The organism is Neobacillus driksii, assembly GCF_013409995.1.
Taxonomy (GTDB): domain Bacteria; phylum Bacillota; class Bacilli; order Bacillales; family Cytobacillaceae; genus Neobacillus; species Neobacillus driksii.
Window position 1 is genome coordinate 93,312 of sequence record NZ_JACCBX010000012.1, and the last position, 23,169, is coordinate 116,480.

At 38.0% G+C, this 23,169-nt stretch carries 33 protein-coding genes and 2 pseudogenes; 28 read left to right on the top strand and 7 right to left on the bottom strand.

Annotation, left to right across the window (positions count from 1 at the left end):
- The first annotated feature begins 154 nt into the window (after positions 1-154).
- From F4694_RS23895 to F4694_RS32425, 11 genes and pseudogenes are all read left to right on the top strand, one after another.
- The gene (locus F4694_RS23895; protein ID WP_179602421.1) at positions 155-1,090 is read left to right on the top strand and encodes a dipeptidase; all 936 of its coding nucleotides are present in this window, start codon (positions 155-157) and stop codon (positions 1,088-1,090) included.
- Positions 1,087-2,115: a DmpA family aminopeptidase gene (locus tag F4694_RS23900; RefSeq protein WP_179602422.1), complete on the top strand. Its 1,029-nt coding sequence runs from the start codon at positions 1,087-1,089 to the stop codon at positions 2,113-2,115. The genes F4694_RS23895 and F4694_RS23900 overlap by 4 nt, the downstream gene beginning before the upstream one ends.
- Positions 2,116-2,120: 5 nt before the next feature.
- The gene (locus F4694_RS23905) at positions 2,121-2,351 is read left to right on the top strand and encodes an excisionase family DNA-binding protein (RefSeq protein WP_179602423.1); all 231 of its coding nucleotides are present in this window, start codon (positions 2,121-2,123) and stop codon (positions 2,349-2,351) included.
- Between the two features lie 124 nt (positions 2,352-2,475).
- Positions 2,476-2,841: a DUF488 domain-containing protein gene (locus tag F4694_RS23910; RefSeq protein ID WP_179602424.1), complete on the top strand. Its 366-nt coding sequence runs from the start codon at positions 2,476-2,478 to the stop codon at positions 2,839-2,841.
- Positions 2,842-2,996: 155 nt separating this feature from the next.
- Positions 2,997-3,374 carry a cupin domain-containing protein gene (locus tag F4694_RS23915; RefSeq protein WP_179602425.1) on the top strand — a complete coding sequence of 126 codons (378 nt, stop codon included), beginning with the start codon at positions 2,997-2,999 and terminating at the stop codon, positions 3,372-3,374.
- A 2-nt stretch (positions 3,375-3,376) separates the two neighbouring features.
- Positions 3,377-3,568 carry a type 1 glutamine amidotransferase family protein gene (locus F4694_RS23920; protein WP_179602426.1) on the top strand — a complete coding sequence of 64 codons (192 nt, stop codon included), beginning with the start codon at positions 3,377-3,379 and terminating at the stop codon, positions 3,566-3,568.
- A gap of 10 nt (positions 3,569-3,578) precedes the next feature.
- On the top strand, positions 3,579-3,941 hold the full coding sequence (locus F4694_RS33015) for a DJ-1/PfpI family protein (RefSeq protein WP_374757446.1): 363 nt from the start codon (positions 3,579-3,581) through the stop codon (positions 3,939-3,941).
- A 103-nt stretch (positions 3,942-4,044) separates the two neighbouring features.
- Complete coding sequence (locus tag F4694_RS23930; protein ID WP_179602427.1) at positions 4,045-4,767, top strand: GDSL-type esterase/lipase family protein; 723 nt, start codon at positions 4,045-4,047, stop codon at positions 4,765-4,767.
- A 58-nt stretch (positions 4,768-4,825) separates the two neighbouring features.
- Complete coding sequence (locus F4694_RS23935) at positions 4,826-5,293, top strand: SRPBCC family protein (RefSeq protein ID WP_179602428.1); 468 nt, start codon at positions 4,826-4,828, stop codon at positions 5,291-5,293.
- A gap of 220 nt (positions 5,294-5,513) precedes the next feature.
- Positions 5,514-6,169: pseudogene (locus F4694_RS23940) on the top strand (Type 1 glutamine amidotransferase-like domain-containing protein).
- Positions 6,170-6,284: 115 nt separating this feature from the next.
- Positions 6,285-6,419, top strand: coding sequence for a hypothetical protein (locus F4694_RS32425; protein ID WP_257029367.1), 135 nt, complete (start codon positions 6,285-6,287; stop codon positions 6,417-6,419).
- 40 nt (positions 6,420-6,459) lie between these two features.
- Here the strand turns inward: F4694_RS32425 and trhA are convergent, their stop codons facing one another.
- Positions 6,460-7,107 (bottom strand): PAQR family membrane homeostasis protein TrhA, encoded by a 648-nt coding sequence (gene trhA / locus F4694_RS23945; protein ID WP_179602429.1) that lies wholly within the window; start codon positions 7,105-7,107, stop codon positions 6,460-6,462.
- 132 nt (positions 7,108-7,239) lie between these two features.
- Here trhA and F4694_RS23950 point away from each other — a divergent pair, with 132 nt between their 5' ends.
- On the top strand, positions 7,240-7,830 hold the full coding sequence (locus F4694_RS23950; RefSeq protein WP_179602430.1) for a DUF1836 domain-containing protein: 591 nt from the start codon (positions 7,240-7,242) through the stop codon (positions 7,828-7,830).
- A gap of 29 nt (positions 7,831-7,859) precedes the next feature.
- Here F4694_RS23950 and F4694_RS23955 read toward each other — a convergent pair whose 3' ends face one another.
- Positions 7,860-9,404, bottom strand: coding sequence for a glycosyl hydrolase family 28-related protein (locus F4694_RS23955; protein ID WP_179602431.1), 1,545 nt, complete (start codon positions 9,402-9,404; stop codon positions 7,860-7,862).
- 163 nt (positions 9,405-9,567) lie between these two features.
- Between F4694_RS23955 and F4694_RS32430 the strand changes: the two genes are divergently transcribed.
- The 10 genes from F4694_RS32430 (at position 9,568) to F4694_RS24005 (ending at position 15,610) form a co-directional block, all read left to right on the top strand.
- On the top strand, positions 9,568-9,981 hold the full coding sequence (locus F4694_RS32430) for a hypothetical protein (RefSeq protein ID WP_257029368.1): 414 nt from the start codon (positions 9,568-9,570) through the stop codon (positions 9,979-9,981).
- Positions 9,982-10,028: 47 nt separating this feature from the next.
- Positions 10,029-10,463 carry a hypothetical protein gene (locus F4694_RS32435; protein WP_257029369.1) on the top strand — a complete coding sequence of 145 codons (435 nt, stop codon included), beginning with the start codon at positions 10,029-10,031 and terminating at the stop codon, positions 10,461-10,463.
- 251 nt (positions 10,464-10,714) lie between these two features.
- A complete protein-coding gene (locus F4694_RS23965) occupies positions 10,715-11,029 on the top strand; it encodes a DUF3892 domain-containing protein (RefSeq protein ID WP_179602432.1) in 315 nt (104 codons plus the stop codon).
- Between the two features lie 113 nt (positions 11,030-11,142).
- Complete coding sequence (locus F4694_RS23970; protein ID WP_179602433.1) at positions 11,143-11,472, top strand: hypothetical protein; 330 nt, start codon at positions 11,143-11,145, stop codon at positions 11,470-11,472.
- A 16-nt stretch (positions 11,473-11,488) separates the two neighbouring features.
- Positions 11,489-11,767: a hypothetical protein gene (locus tag F4694_RS23975; protein ID WP_179602434.1), complete on the top strand. Its 279-nt coding sequence runs from the start codon at positions 11,489-11,491 to the stop codon at positions 11,765-11,767.
- The gene (locus tag F4694_RS23980) at positions 11,736-12,098 is read left to right on the top strand and encodes a DUF2085 domain-containing protein (RefSeq protein ID WP_308806611.1); all 363 of its coding nucleotides are present in this window, start codon (positions 11,736-11,738) and stop codon (positions 12,096-12,098) included. The genes F4694_RS23975 and F4694_RS23980 overlap by 32 nt, the downstream gene beginning before the upstream one ends.
- A 265-nt stretch (positions 12,099-12,363) precedes the next feature.
- The gene (locus F4694_RS23985) at positions 12,364-12,768 is read left to right on the top strand and encodes an HIT family protein (protein ID WP_374757444.1); all 405 of its coding nucleotides are present in this window, start codon (positions 12,364-12,366) and stop codon (positions 12,766-12,768) included.
- Positions 12,769-12,780: 12 nt separating this feature from the next.
- Complete coding sequence (locus F4694_RS32760) at positions 12,781-14,151, top strand: histidine phosphatase family protein (RefSeq protein WP_306458523.1); 1,371 nt, start codon at positions 12,781-12,783, stop codon at positions 14,149-14,151.
- A 90-nt stretch (positions 14,152-14,241) separates the two neighbouring features.
- Positions 14,242-14,955 carry a hypothetical protein gene (locus F4694_RS24000; protein WP_179602436.1) on the top strand — a complete coding sequence of 238 codons (714 nt, stop codon included), beginning with the start codon at positions 14,242-14,244 and terminating at the stop codon, positions 14,953-14,955.
- Between the two features lie 79 nt (positions 14,956-15,034).
- Positions 15,035-15,610 carry a GNAT family N-acetyltransferase gene (locus F4694_RS24005; protein WP_179602437.1) on the top strand — a complete coding sequence of 192 codons (576 nt, stop codon included), beginning with the start codon at positions 15,035-15,037 and terminating at the stop codon, positions 15,608-15,610.
- A gap of 39 nt (positions 15,611-15,649) precedes the next feature.
- On the opposite strand, the gene F4694_RS24010 is transcribed toward F4694_RS24005, so the two are convergent.
- Complete coding sequence (locus F4694_RS24010) at positions 15,650-16,414, bottom strand: DUF3891 family protein (RefSeq protein WP_179602438.1); 765 nt, start codon at positions 16,412-16,414, stop codon at positions 15,650-15,652.
- A gap of 174 nt (positions 16,415-16,588) precedes the next feature.
- Positions 16,589-16,984 (bottom strand): secondary thiamine-phosphate synthase enzyme YjbQ, encoded by a 396-nt coding sequence (locus F4694_RS24015; protein ID WP_179602439.1) that lies wholly within the window; start codon positions 16,982-16,984, stop codon positions 16,589-16,591.
- Positions 16,985-17,037: 53 nt separating this feature from the next.
- Here F4694_RS24015 and F4694_RS24020 point away from each other — a divergent pair, with 53 nt between their 5' ends.
- The 5 genes and pseudogenes from F4694_RS24020 (at position 17,038) to F4694_RS24040 (ending at position 19,897) form a co-directional block, all read left to right on the top strand.
- Positions 17,038-17,796 (top strand): 2-phosphosulfolactate phosphatase, encoded by a 759-nt coding sequence (locus F4694_RS24020; protein ID WP_257029370.1) that lies wholly within the window; start codon positions 17,038-17,040, stop codon positions 17,794-17,796.
- Between the two features lie 3 nt (positions 17,797-17,799).
- Complete coding sequence (locus F4694_RS24025; RefSeq protein WP_179602440.1) at positions 17,800-18,198, top strand: GNAT family N-acetyltransferase; 399 nt, start codon at positions 17,800-17,802, stop codon at positions 18,196-18,198.
- Between the two features lie 12 nt (positions 18,199-18,210).
- Positions 18,211-18,717, top strand: a pseudogene (locus tag F4694_RS24030) (histidine phosphatase family protein); the annotation flags it as partial.
- Positions 18,718-18,744: 27 nt separating this feature from the next.
- Complete coding sequence (locus F4694_RS24035; RefSeq protein ID WP_179602539.1) at positions 18,745-19,278, top strand: GNAT family N-acetyltransferase; 534 nt, start codon at positions 18,745-18,747, stop codon at positions 19,276-19,278.
- A 61-nt stretch (positions 19,279-19,339) separates the two neighbouring features.
- Positions 19,340-19,897, top strand: coding sequence for a class I SAM-dependent methyltransferase (locus tag F4694_RS24040; RefSeq protein WP_179602540.1), 558 nt, complete (start codon positions 19,340-19,342; stop codon positions 19,895-19,897).
- A gap of 73 nt (positions 19,898-19,970) precedes the next feature.
- On the opposite strand, the gene F4694_RS24045 is transcribed toward F4694_RS24040, so the two are convergent.
- Complete coding sequence (locus tag F4694_RS24045; protein WP_179602441.1) at positions 19,971-20,108, bottom strand: hypothetical protein; 138 nt, start codon at positions 20,106-20,108, stop codon at positions 19,971-19,973.
- A 690-nt stretch (positions 20,109-20,798) separates the two neighbouring features.
- Between F4694_RS24045 and F4694_RS24050 the strand changes: the two genes are divergently transcribed.
- Complete coding sequence (locus F4694_RS24050) at positions 20,799-21,125, top strand: YnfA family protein (RefSeq protein WP_179602442.1); 327 nt, start codon at positions 20,799-20,801, stop codon at positions 21,123-21,125.
- A 34-nt stretch (positions 21,126-21,159) separates the two neighbouring features.
- Here the strand turns inward: F4694_RS24050 and leuD are convergent, their stop codons facing one another.
- Both leuD and leuC read right to left on the bottom strand, forming a co-directional pair.
- Positions 21,160-21,744: a 3-isopropylmalate dehydratase small subunit gene (gene leuD / locus F4694_RS24055; protein WP_179602443.1), complete on the bottom strand. Its 585-nt coding sequence runs from the start codon at positions 21,742-21,744 to the stop codon at positions 21,160-21,162.
- Positions 21,745-23,163, bottom strand: a complete 1,419-nt coding sequence (gene leuC / locus F4694_RS24060; RefSeq protein ID WP_179602444.1) for a 3-isopropylmalate dehydratase large subunit — start codon at positions 23,161-23,163, stop codon at positions 21,745-21,747. It abuts the gene before it with no gap.
- Positions 23,164-23,169: the final 6 nt, after the last annotated feature.

Below are 23,169 nucleotides of genomic sequence, written 5' to 3' on the forward strand. Positions count from 1 at the left end.
ATGGTTATTAATAGGTAATTTTTAATATTCCGAATGTTATTTTTACTAGTAATTTTTTACTATATAAATGCTAGTATCGGGATCTATTGTTTTTCCTTATTTAACCTTTCTCTGTGATTTATGATAAAATTTTTAAAAAAGGAGTCGGCTGAATATGAAATTAATCGACCTGCATTGTGACGCATTGCTTAAACTTTCAGAAGGAAAAGGCTCGCTGCGTTTTGCAGATGCGAAAGAATTACAGACGAATAAAAAAAGATTACATAAAGGGCAGGTCAAGGTTCAATGCTTTGCTATTTTCATTGAGCCGGATATTCCATCAGACCAGAAATTTCAAGTGGCACTTACACAAGTTGATTATTTTTATAAAGAAGTATTAGGGAAAAATCCTGACATGGTCCATATTAAAGAGTGGTCTGATTTTGAAAAAATCAATATTGGTCAAATTGGCGCCATGCTGACACTTGAGGGGGTTGACGCCATCGGCAACGATTTAACCAGGCTTCATATCCTTTATCAGTTGGGTGTTCGTTCGGTTGGTTTGACATGGAATCATGCAAATTTAGCAGCAGATGGTGCTGGAGAACCGCGTGGTGGCGGCCTTACGCTTTTTGGAAAAGAAATTGTTCAGTTCAATAATGATCATCAGATTTTGACTGACTTATCTCATCTTAGTGATAAGGGGATTTGGGAGGTTATCGAATTAGCAAAGTATCCAATTGCGAGTCACTCCAATTCGCGAACTCTTTGCAATCACCTTCGTAATTTAACGGATGAACAGGCAAAAGCGATGTTTAAAAGAAACGCAATGATCCATGTTGTTTATTATCCTCCATTTGTAAAAGAAACAGGAGAAGTAACGATTTCTGATTTAATAAGGCATATCGACCATTTCTGCTCATTAGGTGGTGTGAGTCATATTGGATTAGGGTCGGATTTTGATGGGATTAGGGCATTTATAACTGATTTAGAGGACGCCTCAAAAACGCAAAATCTTATTAATCAATTATTGAAGCATTTTAAAGAAGATGAAGTGCGAGGATTTGCTTACCAAAACTTCCTTAACCATCGACCAGGAGTGTTAGGATGAAGGTTAGACAGACAGGAATAAAGGTTGGTATACTGCCAACTGGACGGAAGAATTGCATAACAGATGTTGAGGGTGTAATGGTAGGTCATGTCACGCTTGATTATCCTCTTGATGCAGACGGAAAAGAATTTGCCTGTACAGGTGTTACAGCGGTGCTGCCTCATCGTGGAAATGTTTTTAGACAAAAAGTGACAGCTGGAAGTTATGTCATAAATGGATTTGGAAAAACGACCGGGCTTGTTCAAGTGAATGAATTAGGACAGCTTGAATCTCCGATTATGTTAACCAATACATTTGCAGTACCAGCTGTTACCCAAGGTACGTTAGAATATATGCTGGCTGAGAATCCTGAAATAGGTGAAACAACGGGTACGATTAACATTGTAGTTGGAGAGTGTAATGATAGTTATTTGAATTCAATACGGAATTTTTCTGTTAAACCTGAGCATGCTTTAGAAGCAATTAGGAATGCTACCGACCAGCAGGCAGAAGAAGGGGCGGTTGGAGCTGGAAAAGGGATGATCTGCTTTGGATACAAAGGCGGAATTGGTTCATCCTCTCGCACGGTTGGTGAGTATACAATCGGGTGCCTAGTCCTAACCAACTTTGGTAAAAAGGAAGAGCACCAGAAGTTTCGCTATTCAAAAGTGGAGGGGCTTTCGGATCCTGCAGATGGCTCTATCATTATTGTCCTTGCAACAAATGCCCCGTTAAGCGACAGGCAGCTGCTGCGTATTTCAAAGCGCTGCGGTATAGGATTAGGCAGAACAGGCAGTCATTTTAGCCACGGCAGCGGTGATATCATCATTGCCTTTTCAACTTCACACAAATCAGAACACTTTACGGATGAACTAACAGAACAGAGGCTCCAATTACGTGAAGATCATCCCGTGATGAATCAATTATTTACAGGAGCTGCAGAAGCAGCCGAGGAAGCCATCTTAAACTCACTGTCGCAAGCAGTCACAACAAAAGGAAGAGCGGGCAGAGTAGTTAATAAAATCACTTTTACGGACGAGGATTGAACAATATGTATCTAACCATTAAAGAAACAGCAGAATATTTAGCAATGCCAGAATCAAAAATAGAAGAACTAATCAAACAAAAAAAAATCCGCGCCATCCATGACGGAGAAGGGTGGATCATCAACAAAGAACAATTCAACACCCACCTAAAACAAATCGAAAAATACAAACACCTAATAGAAGAAATCCTAAACGAACCCATCCCCGAAGACCTCGACATCAAAGACGAGGATTAAATAATATGGTACCTAATATGGTGCCTGTCACCGTCCGCAATGTTGGTGCCTGTCACCATCCGTGGACAGTGTCCACTTGGTATGGACGCTATCCTCAAAATCCAGACAAGGAGGGTTTTTTTTATTGGGTGATTTTTATTTAAAAAGGATTTATGAACCGTATGATGAGTCTGATGGTTTTCGGATTTTAGTGGACCGAGTCTGGCCGCGTGGGATTTCGAAGGAGGCAGCCAAGTTGACGGCTTGGCAGAAGGATGTTGCTCCGAGTCCTGATCTTCGTAAGTGGTTTTGTCACAAGCCTGAGTTGTTTGAGGAGTTTCGCACTAAGTACATAGAGGAATTACGTACTGATGAACAGAAAAAGAGTATTATAAATGACCTCATTTCAATGAGGTCAAAAGGGAAGGTTACACTCCTTTATGGAGCAAAGGATTCTGTATATAATCATGCGATTGTGCTGCAAGAAGAGTTAAACAGAATCACCTTATAATAACAAATTTAGAAGAGGAGCTCCTTCATAAAAGGGCTCCACTTTTTATGCACGTATATCTTTCTTCTTAGAGGATTAATACCTAAAAGAGGATTATTACCTAAAAGTCTTGAATATGTAAGATATATAAATAGTTTTTGGGGGTACATAGTATTATGAAATTTTTCACTTTTAATAAAGAAAGTGGTAAGAATATTTCAAAGTTTAATTCTGATTTTATTATGTCTAGAATCGTTCAAACAAATAGTGCTGCTTCTATAGGCTGTATGCATTTAGGAGAAAATGGCTTGATAGGTTATCACCAAGCTGTTGGACCTCAACTATTATTAATCATAAGTGGAGAAGGTTTGGTTAGTATTGATCGCGAAGAATATTTTAAGGTACAGCCCGGAGTCGCTGTATTTTGGGAAAAAGATGAGTGGCATGAAACGAAGACAGCAAATGGCCTTACTGCTATTGTCATTGAAAGTGGAGAACTTGATCCCTCATCCTTTATGCCAAACATCACTCCGAATTCAAAAGGAGAAAGATAAAAATGAAACAAGCACTTTTATTAACTTATGATACTTTTGCTGATTTTGAAGTCATGATTTTGTTAACCTGTATAAATTCAAAGTATCAGATAAATTCTTTTACTGTTGAAAATGAGATTAGACCTATTCAGTCTTGTGCTGGATTTCAGGTCACTCCCCATTTATCAATAGATCATGTGAATAGAAGATTTTGATGTATTAATCATACCTGGTGGTAACCCCGCCCCTCTTCTAGATAACGAGGAACTAAAGAAAATAGTACAGCATTTCTATAGGGAAAAGAAACAAATTGCTGCAATTTGTGGAGGTCCTGCTATTTTAGGTGCAGCAGGTATACTAGAAGAAGTAAAGTATACAGCTTCGTTAGATATTGACGATCCTTTATACAGTCATGTATTAGTTCCAAAAAATCAGTTAAATGAACATCTTGTTATTGACAAAAATGTCATTACATCCACGGGTTCTAACTATCTAAATTTTGCAGAGGCCGTTCTTAGAAATACAGGTGTTTTTACAAATGATTTGAAAGACCCCCTTGCATATTTTCGGGTCCCTTCAATGAATTGAAAAAAAATGAATATCATATGGAGTTAATTCTTATTGATACTACATGAGTGAAGGTGCCACTGGGAAAACTCCTAAATAAGTCAATACAACTGGGAGTTTTATTATGAAAAATTATATCATTTTATTCTGTATTATTTTGGCCCTGTTTGGTACTTATACCGGTATCCGTGGTTCTTCAGCCAGTACAAAAGTGATTAACCTCGTAGCCCTCGGCGATTCCATCACACATGGAGTAGGGGACCCTGCAAAAAAGGGATATATAGAAGGCGTTAAAGTAAAATTAGAAAAAAAATATAAGACTCCTGTCAAAGTGAGCAACTTTGCCATACCCAGGTACCCTTCCGAAAAAATTCTTGAACAACTTCAGGATAAAAAGGTCACCGTACAACTAAAGAAGGCAGATTATATCATTCTGTATATTGGAACAAATGATTTTAGAAAGAGTGCCAATTATCAATTTAACCCACTTGATGTAAAACAAATAAATAGGGGTAAGGTTACATACACCACGAACCTTTATAAAATCCTTGAAAACATAAAAAAGGATAATTCTGTCGCCCCTATCTTTGTATTAGGGTTATATCAACCCTATGTGGAATACTCGAATCAGAAAGAAATTCTAAACACGATAAAACATTGGAACGAGGAAGTCGCTAAAGTGGCTGGTAATTTTGATCGAACCTATTTTGTTCCCACGCTTGATCTATTTCAAAACAAACCAAAAAGCCTCTATTTCAGTGATGCCTTACATCCGAATCCAGCAGGATATCGATTAATCGCGGATCGATTATCTGAAAAAATATTGAAGGAACCTAGTTTTAAATAAACAACGAATAAGAAACCATAGTGAATAGGATATACACAAAGGAGAAGAAGTATTAATTATGATAACACTAAACGAAAAACCAGTTGTTAAGGCAGAAATGCTTATCCGCAAACCAGTTGAGGAAGTATATGAAGCTTTCATCAATCCTGAAATCACGACAAAGTTTTGGTTTACTAAAAGCAGCGGAAGATTGGAAGAGAGTAAAACCATCAGGTGGGATTGGGAAATGTATGGTGTTGGCGATGAATTATTTGTTAAAGAAATGGAGCAAAACAAGCTAATAAGGATTGAATGGACCGATGGCACCCAGGTGGAGTGGCTATTCACTCCCCGAGCAGATAATCAAACTTTTGTTTCCATCACAAACTATGGCTTTTCTGGCAGTGGCGATGAAATGGTCGCCCGAGCCATTGATTCTATGGGAGGATACACAATGGTACTCTCTGGATTAAAGGCCTATTTAGAGCACAACATTCAATTAAATCTCGTAGCTGATAAGGCGCCAGACGCAAATGTAAACCTATAAGAATAAAAAAGGCAGCTAAATTCACAAGGATTTAGTCTGCTATTTTTCATGTTAGGGAAGAGTTAAAAGGGAGTAAAGACAATGGAAAAATATATCGAGCGCATAAAACAGGTTTACCCAAGCCTTTCCATTTGAAAATGATATAAAAGCATATAGATAGAATACTAAAATGGAGGGAAGATATATGAGGCAAATCATTGCACTTGGCGGCGGTTTCTCTATGGAACCAGAAAATACGTTATTGGATACTTACATTCTGAAGCAATCGCGTAAAGACAATCCCAAAATTTGTTTTATCCCCCCTGCAAGTGGAGATTCAGAAGATTATATTCAAAGATTTTATCGTTTTTTCCAAAAACAAAATTGTAGACCATCTCATCTATCATTATTCCGACCGCCAAAAAGAGACTTAGAGAGCTTTATTTTGGAAAAAGATATTATATATGTTGGCGGTGGAAATACAAAGAATCTGTTGGCTTTATGGAAAGATTGGGGATTAGCACCATTTTGAGAAAAGCTTGGGATCAAGGAATTCTTTTAGCGGGGATTAGTGCCGGTTCTATTTGTTGGTTCGAGGAAGGTGTAACCGACTCATTTGGCGAAGGGTTTGAGCCACTGAGCTGCTTAGGTTTCTTAAAAGGCAGTAATTGCCCACATTATGATGGCGAAGCAGATAGAAGACCGAAGTACCATACGTTAATTGGGGCAAATAAAATACAAGCAGGTATAGCTGCAGATGATGGAGTGGCTATTCATTACATTGAGCAAGAAATAAGTAAAATAGTTAGCTCAAGACCAACTAGCAAAGCCTATCAAGTATCCTATGAACATAAAGTGATTGAAACTGAACTTCAAACAGAATTCTTAGGGTCTTAAGTATTGCACTTTTCTCTAATAAAGAAATAAAGAGAAAATAGGTATAATTACCTATCTCTTTAAGCAGTATATAGATGTTACTAGCCAATTTACATAAAGGGAGGAATTAAAAACAATGACCAATAAGAATAACAACCGTAACCAACCGCATACTGGCGGAAGTAAAGCAGATACGGAATTCGGTGCAGAACAAGGCCTAAGTAAGAAAGCTAGGAACCAGGCTGCCAGAGATAATAATAAGAACTCATAATTCACAGCAAAAAAAACGCCTCTTATGGCGTTTTTTAATTTCATATAACAAAATAAAATACACATAAGAAGTGAGACATACTCCCAAGCATGATAAAGATGTGGAAAATCTCATGAAAGCCCATGTATTTAGATTGAAGGAATTTTGGCTTTGCTCCATAAATGACACCGCCAATGGTATAAAAAATTCCACCGAGTATTAATAAAAACAAACCCTTTGGATCCAAGCTCCCGGCTAATGGCGAGAATACAAACACAATCATCCAGCCCATGACAAGATACAGTGCTGTTGAAATCCAGCGCGGACAATTAAACCAAACCATCTTAAACACGACTCCACTTAATGCAACTGCAGCAATAATTGAAAACAGGATATTACCCGTTGTACCATTTAAACTGATAAAACAAAATGGTGTGTAGGTACCTGCAATCAAAATAAAAATCATCGAGTGATCGAGGCGTCTTAAAAAAGCAATGACATGATCTTTAGCGATTACCATATGGTAGGTGGCTGAAGCTGAATATAGGAGAATCATGCTGACGCCAAAAATGATGACAGCGGTGATCGCTATCGCTGAAGATGTCGTACTCGACACTTTAATTACCATCGCAAGAAGTCCTACGAAAGATAAAAGTGCACCTGATAAATGAGTGAGTCCATTAATTGGTTCCCGAATATAATTACTCAAGTTAAAACCCTCCTGATACTGCATGTAGTTTTGATAACTACTTATAATGATACTCATAAAACAACACCTAGTCAACTGATAAATGTTACGATATAATGTTAATCAGATAACACGTAGAACGGAGTTTTTATGATGGAAAAAATCACAGAAATACTTGAACAGCTTGGACTTGAAACAAACCTATCGTTAGATGAAATACCGAATATTGATTTGTATATGGATCAAGTGATTCAGCTATTTGAAAACAAATTTGTCGACTCAAAGCGAAATGATGAGGAAAAGATTCTTACAAAAACGATGATTAATAACTATGCAAAGGGGAAGCTCATTTTCCCGATTAAAAATAAGAAGTATTCCAAAGAGCATTTGATTTTAATGAGTTTAATATACCAACTTAAAGGCGCTCTATCCATTAATGATATCCAGGTAACACTGGATGGGTTGAATAAAAGAATTATTAAAGAGGATATAGAAATCGATTCTTTTTATAATAGTTATTTAGCTCTCTCCCAAAAAAATGTCGCTGATTTCAATAATGATATTAACGAACGGGTCAAGGATGTAAATGAAGAAGTAGCAAAAATGGAGGATCGGAACTCTGCTTATCTCGAGCAGGTACTCATGATTTCCTCACTCGTACACATGAGTAACCTATATCGAAAAGTGGCTGAAAAGTTGGTGGACGAAATCGTAGTGGATAAAGAAGGAAAGCGTCATAGATAACCATATCTTTGACGCTTTTTCTATGTGATTCACACATTTATTCGAATATCCTCTACATCTTTACCAATATCAATCGCTTTTAAGGCGGAGTCACGAACCTCGACGTGATTTATCGAAATTGAATCAGCCCGATTTTCTCCTCCATAAACCTTGATAGCTGCACTAGCACTCTTAAAATCTTTGACTGAAATATTGTTTAGAACCACATTTCTTGCTCGGTACTGTATCGCAATAATAGGGATTCTTCTATAGTCATAATCAGGGTCACCAATCAATGTAAACTGGTTGACCACAACATTTTTATAGCCGGATACGACTAAGCCGCGAGGTTTGGATTCTTTATATAAATCTGTAAAAATCGGTTTAATGGCAGCAAGATTCACAGCAGTAATATTGTATGCCGACTGTGACTCCCTATCTGTGCTTTTATGGTGTCCGATATGGCGGAAGTTATAGGAACGGTTGTCGTTTAAGGAGATATGCCCAACGATTTGCACATTAGAAGCTGCAGATGAGTTTTGATGTGCTTTTATTTCAATACCCCCAAAACACCTGGCTGAAGAATTATTAACTAAGAGTACATTCCTAGAACCATCATCAATTTCGAACCCATTTGAATTTGAAAATCCCTTTTGATGAGCCAGCCCGCTTGGGTCACACATATGAGAGTTCGAAATAAAGATGTAATCACTATGATGGGTGGTAATTCCGTCATCTCCAAAACCATATCCATTTAAATTGTCGAGCCAAACATATTGGCTGCCGCCTTTGGCGCGATAACCGTCTCCTGCATAATTGTACAAGGTAGAGGAAATATCAAAGCAATGAAGTCCCGGATTAATTGCTTCAACATCTTTTACCCAACCATAGCTGACGTTCGCATAAGTTAGACAGCTTGAGTGATTGCCCCACGTACACGTCTTTTTTACATCCCCAAGCCTTTCAACATTCCAATCTAGACTCAGACCCTGCACATATAAATGATGATTTCCGTTCCAATGATTGGCGTTGGTAATTAGTCTCGTTCCTTTCGGGGCTCTTTCATGTAGTTTAATCGTTGTTTTTCCCTTTCCGGCTCCTACTAGGCATGTCCAGGAAGGAAGGCGAATGCCTTTTGTCATAAAAACCCCCTCAGGAATATTTACCCTAACCCTGCCATTTCCAAGCGCTCTTTTAAAGGCAGTTGTGTTATCGCTTTTTCCATCCCCAATCCCGCCAAAATCGATAATATTTACTTCCCTGGTAATTCGACTTATTAACTTTTTGTACTGATCATCCAGCTTCGGTTTCCACTTAGGGAACACATTCCCATCAGAATCGATGTATACAGGGGTAGGCTTTAAGAGGTTAAACGGCCGAGCGAATAATCGGAAAATGTGCTCCATCATCCTTTTGAAAAAAGAAACTTCTTTTGGTTCCTTGTTGAATTGTGGGGCAGGCTTATTCATATGGCATTGTTGAAAAAGCTGCTCAGTTTCTTTAATCACCGCTTCTATATCTATTTGCTTTTCTGAAATAACCGATAGAAGCTCTCCATTTTTCCTTGGATCATGGTCTTTATCTAAAAAAATCATTGTTTTCACTCCAGGCATTACACTTTTTTAAACTATTATTACCTATATAGAAGAAAACCTCTAGCAAAAGGAAAAACTGAACTTTTTGTGAACAAAGAGGTCGCGGCAATGGGTTATCGAATACTTACTATGATAGTTATTTATTTGAAGGGAGGTACTAACGATGATATACAAAAGGACAATCAGTTTACTTGTTATACTCATTACCATTCTTTCTATTTTTTCCACGTCATATGCGATCGTTTCGAATCAAGGACCAGGTGAATATGAATACCGATCTATATTTGGTGAGAAAGTATCCATTTATGGGAAGGGGCTATACAGTCATGACTCCGTGTCAATGGCTGCACAAGCCATCGCTCAAGACTATGTTACACTATTTCTAGGTGTTCCATTACTGCTGCTATCATTCTATATGTATCGAAAAGGTTTTCTTAAAGGAAGTCTCCTGCTAACGGGTACGTTAGGATATTTCCTATACACCTATGCCTCTTACTCCTTTCTTTCCATGTACAATTCTATGTTCCTAACCTATGTGGCACTTATGTCAGCCAGTTTTTTTGCCTTATCCTCATGATGATGTCCTATGATGTTGAAAAATTACCCTTATTTTTCACGAAAAAAATGCCGGTAAAATTTCTAGGAGGCTTCTTACTTTTTGGTTCATTTGTGTTTGGAATGATGTGGACAGGAAAGCTGGGTCTCCCGCTCTTAAACAATACACCACCAGCAGATTTACAGCACTACACTACTTTTGTAATACAGGCACTAGACTTAGGATTTGTCGTGCCTACAGGTCTGCTTGCTGGGATCCTGTTAATCATGCGAAAACCATTTGGCTACTTGCTCACCCCTGTGATTATTATTAAAGAGATTACTTTACTAACAGCATTGACAGCCAAGATTCTCCTCCAATTAAAGGCTGGAGTGGAGATAGGCTATCTGCTTGTTTGGAGTGTTATTCTCTTTAATCTTTTGGTTATAATCTGCATGATTCTATTGATGAAAAATATTAAAGAGAACGAGGAAAAACCAAGTACTGGTATGAACTTGCATTAAAAATCAAAAAGGAGCTGTTGACAAACGGCTCCTTGTTTACATATAAAAACCTGCAGCTAATAATCCAACTGGTAAGCTTCCAGCAATAAATAGCCTAGATATACTCACTTTACCATATAAGATAACGGTTCCAATCTTATGATCCCAACTGGACATTCCTGGATTATGGCCTTTTTTGTCAGTTTTGTGTATTTTGAATATTTAGCAGCCATTTGCAACAAAATACTAACATACGTTCGGAGGTGGAGATTATGGAAAATAAGAATTTTGAAAAAATCTACGATCAATACAAGCAGCAAAGTGAGCACGAAGCGCAGGCAGAGGCTAGTCAAAGCAATCCTGATGGAAAAGAAGAATTCGTGGCCGTGAAGAAAAATGATGATGGAGACATCATCGCATTCAAAACAAGCTCAGGCAGAGAGCTGGATTACATCACAGCGTTAACGGAAGCCAAATCAGGTCAGATTGCCCACGTTGATGTCTTTCATAAATACGGCAGAGATATTATTCGAAGTGAACCAGATGGGATAAAAGAAAACAATCTTGATCGACTTCCCGAATTTTAGTTTAGCAAAGGGAGTGGCACAATGTTGCTGCTCTCTTTCTCTTTTTTTAGAAAAAGGTTTTTTTACAAATAAATGGAATATACATAATTAGTTGTGTTTTTGGGGGGATGTAGATGAAGTCCTTGAGACTAATAGGGACTACTGTATCAGTTGGAAGTTTTATTTTTTGCGCTTATATTTTACTATTTAACCCTTATATCCATACAAGTGTAGACCTAGATGTATTATATTCGTTTTCGATTATGTACTTACTGCCAATGCTATTGAAATATTACTCAAGTCATTCATTGAAACCGATACTGCTTATGATTGGCTCTATCTGGGCATTGCCAATCAGTTTATATTGTTTAGCCACCCCTGGAGTTTTTAAATATCTTGTTATTGGACCACTTTTATTAGCTATTATTAGTATTATAATGTTTAAGAATAAAAGAAATTCCTAGAGAAAAAGGTGGAATTATGTTTTTTCTTTTGCTGACAGGGATGATTATTTCATTTGTGGTCGGAACCACGTTATTAATCAATGGTGAAATGGTTTTTGGGATACTTGCCACAGTGCTGGGTATTTTATTACTGCTGTTTACACTGTTTTATTATGGAAGAAAGAAATACCGTAAAAAGAAGTATGACTGTACACCAGACTGTCCGACTTTTGATTGCGGACCGGACTGTGATGGTAAATCCGATTGTGATGGGGGACCTGATTGTGACTGTGATTGTGGACCAAATTGTAATTAATCTGAAGCGGCTGATTGATATTGTACCTTGTCATCGGATGAAGTCAAGAAGTCTAACGATTAAAGGATATACACTGCCAATATGCGCAAGGTGCACGGGAATATTATTGGGGTATTTATTTTTCCCTTTTCTATTTGTCTATGATTTAGATTTCCCACTTTGGCTAGGTATCACATTAAATTTTCGAATGGTTTTGGATGGTTGGACCCAAAAAAGGAAATATCGAATGAGTAATAACACATTGAGAGTATCAACTGGTATCGTGAGCGGCTTTGGTCAGAGCATTATTATCGTTAGTCTTAGTCAAATTATAATTTCGATTTTATTGTAAAAAAGTAAACTACTATCCGTTTCATGCTCGTCCTAGAAAGCATAGTATAAATAAGGACGTTATGAAAGGAAGTATGTTTTATGTTTGATTTCCTATTTGATTTCTTATCTCAGCTAATCACACTGATTTACCAGTTCCTTTTAAACATTTTAGAAGTATTTCAAAATCTTTTATAAAGGTCGAGAATACCGGCCTTTTTTTTGTTAAAGTAAAATTATTGGAATGTAAAGGTTGTGTTGTTGTTGTGGAATGCTTAGGGTGTAATTTGGCAAATAAAAATCTGCCTGTACATGTTGTTTTTGAAGATGAATATGTTTGTTGTTTCCTAGACCATGAGCCATTTAATGAAGGGCATATTATGATAGTGCCTAAACAACATGTTTATGACGCAGATGAACTTGACGAAAACACAGCAAATTCAATTATGAAAGCATCTATTCTTCTATCAAAAGCAATTAAAAAACTGTTTAATCCGGATGGGATCACCATATGCCAAAATGGCGGGGTATTTAATGAATTAGCGCACTACCATATGCATGTTGTACCTAAATATAAAGATCAATCATTTGCTAATTTTTATTTAGAAGATGAGATTATCATAGAAGATGAAACGAAGTTAAAAGAAACAACTAGAAAACTAATTGATGCAATTGGTGAGTTAATCAAATAAAAGGAGATGCTTATGATCACTCTATACATAACACGGCACGGTGAAACAGAATGGAATCGTGAAAAAAGAATGCAAGGCTGGCTGGATTCAAATCTAACGGAAAATGGAATTAAAAATGCTATATCTTTAGGTGAAAGATTGAAAGAAATAGAGTTAACTGCCATTTTTTCAAGTACAAGCGGGAGGACGAAAGCGACTGCCAGCTTGATACGGGGAGAAAGAGATATTCCTGTGATTTATGATGAAAATTTGAGGGAAATTAAACTGGGTCGATGGGAAGGAAAAACTCATTCTTCCATTAAAGAAATGTATCAAACCGAGTATGAGTCCTTCTGGAACGCACCTCACCAATATGCAACTGTGGGAGGAGAAACGTTTGAAGAGACACGAGCAAGAGCCGTTCAGGTTTTAAATCGAATAAAAAGAGAATATAAATCTGGGAATATATTATTGGTTACTCATTCTGTCGTAATTAAGTGTTTATATACATTTTTTAAGAGTTCCCCTATTGAAACCTTATGGGATCCTCCTTATATACATGATACCAGTCTTACCATTGTAGAAATGAATGAAAATGGTTTTAAACTGGAGTTAGAAGGAGATATTGCTCATTTGGAAACAGCAATTTTATTTAGTAGAGAAGGGGGGAGCTTTAGAGAAATTGGAGTGAGGGAGATGAATAGAATCGATCCATATAGAGCAGCGGAACTGTTTACTTTGAATCATTTTCCGAATTGTCACGCAGCCTTGTTAGCTGGGAGTGTAGTTAGAGGTGAGGGCACAGAAACATCAGACCTTGATATTGTGATAGTTGATAGTAATCTACAATCTGCATATAGAGAGTCATTCATTGAATTTGGATGGAAAATAGAGGTTTTTGTACATAATTTATCTTCATATAAAGACTTTTTTAAAAGTGATTGTGAACGGGCGAGACCTTCCTTGCCTAAAATGGTTTCAGAAGGAATAGTGTTAAAAGATAGTGGAATTATGGAGGCTATTAAACAAGAAGCAAAAGATTTATTGGTGAAGGGTCCGGAAGAATGGTCAGCTGAAACCATAAGAATTAAGCGTTATTTTATAACGGATGCGCTTGATGATTTTATAGGTTGTTCAGTGCGGGCTGAAGAAATATTCATCGCTAATACACTTGCTGAACTAGTTAGTGAATTTGTCTTGAGAACCAATCGACGATGGATTGGTTCTTCTAAATGGTTAATACGTTCATTAAGAAACTATGATGAAAAATTTGCAGATCTTTTTGTCGACACCTTTGATATTTTTTATAAAACCGGAGATAAAAATAGGATTATCGTAATGGTTGATGATGTCCTCCAGCCATTTGGCGGGCGGTTATTTCAAGGGTTTTCATTAGGGAAATAGTATGCGATTCGGACAGGCATAGCAATAAAACATAGGGAGAGGTCTACAGTTCTATTTTTTTAAATAGTAACTGGGAGGCATGGGAGATATATGACAAAGAAAAAGACCATTTTTGGAGTAATTGTACTGCTTTTTATTATTATTTGTTGGTTTTTATATCAAAAAATAACAGACGACACCTATAAAGGGATGTCAATTATCCCTGAAGAACACAAGGATATCCCTTTATTCAAAGGATTAGAACCAACTGAACACCAATATATTATGAAGGGGAATCACTGGGAGGATATTTATCATTTTTACATGAAGGAACTTCCTGGGCGGGGTTGGCAAAAGGAGTATACAGAATCTGCACTTGACGATAATGAGGCTGATAATGATTGGAGTGGATTTATGTCACGCTGGAGAAAAGAAGATTTTGATGGTGAATTATGGATTTCTGCTCAGTACAATCAAAGTGAGGACCAAACAGAGGTCATGTTTGATAAAACGGAAATTTTACAAACAACTACTTGGATTGAGGATGTTCCAGATAGTATTTGTATCTATCAGAGTCCAAGTGATCAAAACTGTACAGAAATTAAAGATAAATCCAAGGTAGAACAAATCATAAGGTTCATTAACGAAGCAATGGATACGAATGAAGAAGTGGATTCTCGAAATGAAACATTGATAATAGATCTTAATGATAGTAAAGTAAACGTTTTTTATGAAGATGAAAAAGAAATTTTTCTAAAATCTGAAAAAGGTACAAAATTGATGAAACCCGAGCATGAATTCTTAGAACTTCTCATCGAAAAATAATCGGATTACTATCGGTATTAAATATGGAAAAAACACACATACTTTCCTCATTAAGACACTTTACCAGAGGAGTAGTAGTATGCATTGGTATGAGAAATTAAATCAATATTTTCCGATTGAAGAAATGAAGTCTAGGGAGCATATGGAAACTTTATTAAAAGAGCGTTCCGATATTTATCATAAAGCTGAAGGTCCGAATCATGTTTTGATGTATGCAGAGTTAGAGGATTTTGTATTTATTGACTATCTTTTTGTTTCAAAAGATGCACGCGGCCAGGGACTTGGTCATAAGCTTCTCGAAAAAATGAAACAAAAAGGAAAGCCTATTATTCTTGAAGTTGAACCCGTTAACTATCAAGACAGTGATTCAGGAAAAAGGCTTCATTTTTACAAAAGAGAAGGTTTTGAACACGCTAATTCCATCGGCTATGAGAGAAGGTCGTTAGCGACAAATGAGGTTAATAAAATGGAAATTCTTTATTGGGCTCCAAATAAAGAGTCTGAGGAACTAATCTTTGAGGCCATGAGAAAGACGTATGATAAAATTCATACCTATAAGGATCAGCACTTCTATGGAGAATCATACCAACCTGTTGAAGAGGTTTTGACCTTTAATGAAGATCCACAGAGTCAAAATATATTAGACAATTTATGAAAAAAATGCACTGCTCCATAACGAGTAGTGCATTTTTTTCTATTTAAAAACTACCTTCCTAATCGAAACAGGCGTGTCCTTATATGCTTGGATAATGCCGTGCTTTTCAATTTGGTCTTTTATTACTGCTCGATAGGGCAGCTCAACTTCCATTTCCTTTTTCAGTGGTGAGAAGGATAGCGAAACCGTTTCTGGGTTTTCCCAATGAGCAACAATTGGCTTGTCCGTAACAAACGGAAATAACTGTGGAAACCCATTGCGAAAAAATGAGTGAATCCCTTTATTATCTCCAGGTTCATTTAGACTGATAAACAGGGATAAATAATCACAAAATTTTAATAAATCTAAGTGGTACATTAGGGTTTCTTGTTTATGCTTATCCCCCGTTAATTGCAATTCCTTTGAAAGCTGTTCCTGTCTTTGCTTTTCTTCTTTCCAAAATTCCCTGACAGCAGACTCGCTTGAATCTTGAATGAACGATGAGTAGTGCAAGCTGCATAAAAGTCCTGCATACTTGCTTAGTTTTTCTACTTCGTCTAATCCCTTTTTATAAAAAGTAATTTTGAGGGATAGTGGATAATCAATAAAAGAGTACGGTTTCTCCGTTTTATCATTCCATACCGGGGACGAATCCATTTCAATCCAGCCTCGGTCATGTTCTTTAATTGCCAGCAGTACTTCTTGAGTACGGTTATCATCAAAAAAATAATCCTCTTTGCAATTCCGAGCGATAACGCCAGCAATTTGTGCGTGTTCATTCTGAGTTACCATAAGAAAGCTTTGTTCCCGTTCCAGTATAATCATTCTCGTAAATCCCTTTCCTTTGTAAAAACTGAACTTGTTCGGATTCCACATGCTTCCTTTTATATTTCCTTTATCTAGTAGATCTAAACCAAAACTTCCTGCAATCTTGATAACATAAGAAGGAAAAGAACTACCCAATAAAGAATTAACTATTTCGGCTAAATAATTTTAAGGTTAGAGGATTTTTACATAAAACGTTCGTGTACGCGGTCCGTCAAACTCGCAAAAGTATATTCCCTGCCACGTACCTAACAGCAATTGTCCGTTTGCAATAATAACATATTGTGAAGCTCCGACTGTACTTGCTTTCATATGGGCTGCAGTATTGCCTTCCATATGCCGATCTTGTGCATGGTGCCATGGATAAACCTCGTCAAAGCGCCGAATCATGTCTCGTTTCACATCTGGGTCAGCGTTCTCATTAATGGTAGTACCAGCTGTTGTATGTGGACAATAGACGATAGCAGATCCTTCCTGCAGGTTATTTTCTGTAATGAATTCCTGAACCTGATGGGTGATTTCTATCATTTGATCACGAGTGTTCGTTTTTAACGTAAATTTTTTTAGCATAGGATCCTTCCTTTCAAATCATTTAAAAAATTATATAAAGGTGGTGGTTTGTATTGTTCAGTCAATCTCCCTATGTGTGTCGAATGGAATGGGGCAGACGCGGCGCTAGAGAAGCGGCAGAACGCGGTGATATTATTATTATAGTCGATATCTTAAGTTTCTCATCCACTGTGGTATCTGCATTGCATTTCGGTGCGATGATTTATCCTTATCCCCCGTATGGTAACGGGAAACAATACGCGAAAGAAGTGAATGCTGAATATATTTTGGGCAGAGCGGAGGCAGCAAAGGCGGGGAAACCGACATTGTCCCCTGTTTCCTTTAATGAAGAACATTCAAAAAAGGGGTATGTACTTTCCTCACTAAATGGAGCTTTTTGCACTTGGATTGCCGCAAAGGCACAAGCACTTTTTATTGGATCTCTATTAAATGCGACTGCAGTGGCTTCCGCAGCTAATCAATTAAGATTAAAAACGAAAGCAAACATTACAGTAATCCCTTGTGGTGAGCAATGGAGTAATGGGAGAGAAGAGGAAGATACTCTTCGTCCTGCTATGGAGGATTATTTAGGTGCCGGCGCTATTTTATCTTATTTGGAAGGTGAGAAATCACCAGAAGCAGAAGTATGTATGGGTGCATTCCTGCAGGCGGAGCCAAAATTAGACGCACTGATTTGGGATAGAGGAAGCAGTCGAGAATTGCGTGAACGAGGATTTGCTGCAGATGTAGAACATTGCAGCAGGTTAAATGTTTATCAAAGTGTTCCGATTTTAAAAGATAATCATTTTGTTTTATATAATGGGGAGTTGTAGCCAATGGAGCACATTCGTATTCGACAGTACCAAGAAAATGATTTTAATAGAATTCAAGAGTTAAACCAGCAAGAGGGCTGGAGTAATTTAGTAGAAAAGAACGAAGATACAAAAGAGGCATGGAACCATTCAAATGTATCTTTGGTGGTGGAGGCAGACGGCGATGGAATAGTCGGATATATTAGAGGTTTTACCGACACGCGTATCACTATATATATATGTGAATTGTTAATTGACAAAAAGTATCGTGGGTCAGGTATCGGGAAAAAGTTGCTTCAGTACGTTCATGCTAAATATCCAAGTACGAGAATGGAACTTCTTGCTTCTAGTATCTCTCATACATTTTATGAAGGTCAGGGCTATCGTCCATTTTACGGATTCAGAAAGACCTTTGAAGAATAGGAGTGAAAGTGAATGAAGAAAATTTATCTTATCCGGCATTGTGAGGCTGAGGGGCAGCCGGCGGAAGCATCACTAACAGATAATGGCATTAAACAATCTGCCCATTTATCGGAATTTTTTAGAGATATTCCTATAGACCGCATTATTTCTAGTCCATATAACCGTGCAGTTCAAACGGTGGAGCCCCTTGCACAAAGAATCAATCTTGAAATTGAAAAAAATGATTTATTAACAGAACGTATCCTTAGTTCCCAAAACCTTTCTGACTGGCTAGAAAAATTAAGAGCTACCTTTGATGACCTAGATTTGAAATTCGAAGGTGGAGAGTCAAGTAGTGAAGCAACGGAACGAATCATAGCCGTAATAGAGGAAGTTCAGAACAGTGAAGAGCTAAATACTATTATCGTCACACATGGAAATTTACTGTCCTTACTGCTAAATCATTATAATCATCATTTCGGTTTTGAAGAATGGAAAGGTTTACGTAATCCGGATGTGTTTCTTCTAAAAATCGAGAACGGAACCATAACATACGAAAGATTGTTAATGGAATCAAGCCATCAACTATCCTTGGTTAAACCAACAGTGGAGTTGATGGATGAATACCTGTCATTCTATAAGGAATGGATAGATAGCAACGAAGATATGATACCTTGGGTTATTAAAAAAGATCCTTCAGATTTTGAGGCAATGGTCCAATTTTTAAGAGATAATGAGGAAGGAAGTAATCTGCCAGCAGGGTGGGTGCCTGATTCAACATTTTGGTTAATAAACCAAGACAAAAGAATACTCGGTGTGGTCAATATAAGACATCAATTAACACAAGATCTTTCCAATCGTGGCGGCCATATTGGTTACGGCATCCGTCCTTCAGAGAGAAGGAAAGGATTTGCCACTAGATTGCTTTCATTGTCGCTTGAAAAAGCTGATGAGTTAGGAATTAAAAAAGCTCTGGTTGTATGTGATGAAGATAATACCGGTTCCTATAAAACGATCATAAATAATGGAGGGATACCAGATTCCGACTTTATTGAAGAAGATGGAAATATCATAAAAAGATTCTGGATAGAAACATGTTGAGAGGGTAAAACAGGGGCAATAGAAGGAAGCACAAGAAGAAAACGTTATAAGTGGGGGAAAACTGGTGGTAATTGAAAAGGAAATCAAAGTGGTTATCGGAGCAGGGGAGTACAATAATAATCCAGGCTGGTTACAAACTCAAGAAGAGGAGCTAAATTTACTGGATGAAGCAACTTGGGAGAACCTGTTTGCTAATAACTCGATAACAGCAATTCTAGCTGAACACGTTTGGGAGCACTTAACCCATGAAGAAGGAATAGCTGCTGCAAAGCTATGTTTTAAGTATCTTAAGCCTTCTGGTTATATTCGCTGTGCCGTTCCAGATGGATTTTTTCCCGATGAGGAATATCAAAATTTAGTAAAAATCGGCGGACCTGGTCCAAAAGACCATCCTGCCGCAAGTCATAAGATTGTACATAACTATCGTACATTATCGAAAATGTTTGAAGATGCAGGATATAGGGTTACTTTACTGGAATATTGTGATGACGAAGGTAATTTTCACTTCAACGATTGGAGTCCTGAAGATGGAGTTATTTTCCGTTCAAAAAAGTTTGACCCAAGGAATAACGACAAACTATTATTTCCTTCTCTCATCATTGACGCAATAAAACCTTAAAGTATTACTACCGGAGTTCATGAGTTAATAGCTGGGCACATGCAAGGGGCAGGAAATATCTGCCCCTGCTATTTTAGATATCTTTCTTACCTTGGTATTTCATCTTAAATTCAGCTTCACTCATATTTGGATTCTTTCTAGGTGTTGTTTTGCTTAGTGCCTTTTTCATTTCTACATTTGCGTCGTCGCTTGTATTATATTTCCCATCCATATGTAACCCTCCTTTTTGTCATTAGTATCAAACCTAAATCAATCATTCATTCATTCTTTATTTTTATAAAATACGGTACTAAAATAAGGAGGAAAGATTTGTCCTTAATCAGGAGTCTTGAGGACAAATCATAGCAGCGTCCAGAAAGATTTGTCCTTAATCAGGGGTCTTGAGGACAAATCGCAGCAACGTCCAGGAAAGATTTGTCCTTAATCAGGTGTCTTGAGGACAAATCATAGCAGCGTCCAGAAAGATTTGTCCTTAATCAGGGTCTTGAGGACAAATCGCAGCAATGGCCAGAAAAGATTTGTCCTTAATCAGGTGTCTTGAGGACAAATCGCAGCAGCGGCCAGAAAGATTTGTCCTTAATCAGGGGTCTTGAGGACAAATCGTAGCTGTGGCCAGAAAGATTTGTCCTTAATCAGGGGTCTTGAGGACAAATCGCAGCAACGTCCAGGAAAGATTTGTCCTTAATCAGGGATCTTGAGGACAAATCATAGAAGCGTCCAGAAAGGATTTGTCTTTAATCAGGGGTCTTGAGGACAAATCGCAGCAGCGTCCAGAAAGGATTTGTCCTTAATCAGGAGTCTTGAGGACAAATCATAGTAGCGGCCAGAAAGATTTGTCCTTAATCAGGGTCTTGAGAAGAGAGCCCTTATAAAGATAAAAAGCTTTAAGGATGTGATCATAATGTTTCAAGCAGCTCTATTATTTATCCTTGCAGGTATTGCAGAGATAGGAGGTGGATACCTTATCTGGCAATGGCTGCGAGAGGGGAGACCCTCCTACTGGGGAGTAATTGGCGGAATAGCGCTGGCTTTGTACGGTGTAATAGCCACCTTTCAGGCATTCCCATCATTCGGAAGAGTTTATGCCGCTTATGGGGGAGTATTCATTGTGCTTTCGCTTTTGTGGGGATGGGGGATCGACAAAAAGACTCCAGATTTATATGACTGGATTGGCGGGGGAATATGTTTAATAGGAGTTTTGGTAATGTTATTGGCACCGAGACAATAAAAAATGAGCTTGGAATATGTCCAAGCTCATTTTTTTATTTACGTGCAAGCTCATATGTTGAAATTTGCTCTTCATAGTTCAGGGTTACGCCGATTTCATCCCAGCCGTTAAGCAGCATTTCTTTTGGATATGGTGCAATATCAAAAGTAAACTCTAATCCTTGATTATCGGTAACCACTTGATTTTCAAGGTTCACAGTAAGTGAGTACTCCTCGTTTTCGGCCTTACGCATAATGCTTTGAACCTGTTCTTCACTTGCTTGAATGGTGAGGATACCATTTTTCACACAGTTATTTTTAAAAATATCTGCATAGCTTTGGGCAATAACCACTTTAAAGCCATAGTCCTGAATCGCCCATGGTGCATGCTCACGAGAGGATCCACAGCCAAAGTTCTCACCAGCTACTAATATAGAGGCTCCCTGATATTTTGGATGATTCATTGAAAAATCCTTACGCAGATTCCCATCATCATCAAAGCGCCAGTGATAAAATAAAAATTGTCCAAAGCCGCTTCGCTCAATTCTTTTTAGAAATTGCTTCGGAATAATCTGGTCTGTATCAACATTACTTCGATTTAACGGGCAAACGATTCCTGTATGAATGCGTAGTGGTTCCATTTATAGTACCTCCTGTGCTGTAAACTTTCGAACATCAACGAAATGTCCTGCAACTGCAGCAGCAGCAGCCATTTCCGGACTGACAAGATGGGTACGAGATCCATTTCCTTGACGGCCTTCAAAATTACGGTTAGAAGTGGAGGCACAGCGACCGCCTGGAGGAACGATATCATCATTCATGGCAAGACACATACTGCAGCCAGCTTCGCGCCATTCAAAGCCTGACTCTTTAAAAATTTGATCAATTCCTTCTTTTTCGGCAGCCAATTTCACACTAAAAGAACCTGGTACGACAATTGCTTTCACCTTAGGATTAACCTTGTGCCCTCGTACAACTTCAGCCGCTTTACGTAAATCACTCAACCGTGAATTGGTACAAGAACCAATAAAGACATGATCAATTTCGACACTTGAAATTGGCTGGCCAGCTTCAAGTCCCATATATTGAAGGGCACGAGAAATTTCATCTTTTTTATTCGCTTTTTCTTCATGATCTGGATTTGGAACAGATGCTGTAATTGGGATACACATGCCGGGATTTGTTCCCCATGTAACCTGCGGTTCAACTTCAGAAGCCTCAATTTCAACCACCGCGTCATATTGTGCACCTTCATCAGTGGCAAGCGCACGCCAATTTGCAACGGCTTCCTCGAAAGCTTCACCCTTAGGAATATGTCTGCGGCCTTTCAGGTATTCAAAAGTTGTTTCATCTGGAGAAATCAAGCCTGCGCGTGCACCAGCCTCAATCGACATATTACAAACGGTCATACGCTCTTCCATAGAAAGGGAGCGGATTGCCTCGCCTGTATATTCCATTACATAACCAGTTCCAAATTGGACTCCAAATTTCCCGATGATTGCTAGGATTAAATCCTTTGCTGTTACGCCTGTTCCAAGCTTTCCATTAACCTTTACCTTCATTGTTTTTGGAGGTGCTTGCCACAGTGTTTGTGTTGCTAGGACATGCTCTACTTCACTTGTCCCAATTCCGAACGCTAGGGCACCAAATGCACCATGTGTAGAAGTATGGCTATCACCACAAACGATTGTTTTTCCAGGTTGGGTAAGACCAAGCTCAGGTCCTATTACATGGACAATCCCATTGTCTGGGTGTTGACGGTCTGAAAGTTCAACGCCAAATTCTTGGCAGTTTTCTTTCAATGTATCGATTTGTTTCTTTGAAATTGGATCCTTGATTACGTTTCGATCTTTTGTTGAAACATTGTGATCCATTGTTGCATAAGTAAGGTCCGGACGGCGCACCTTTCGTCCATTCATTCGTAATCCTTCGAATGCTTGAGGAGAGGTTACTTCATGGACCAGGTGCAAATCAATATATAGTAAATCAGGTTTTCCTGCTTCTTGATGTACAACATGCTGCTCCCAAACTTTTTGAATAATATTTTTTGGTTTTTGCATAATGTC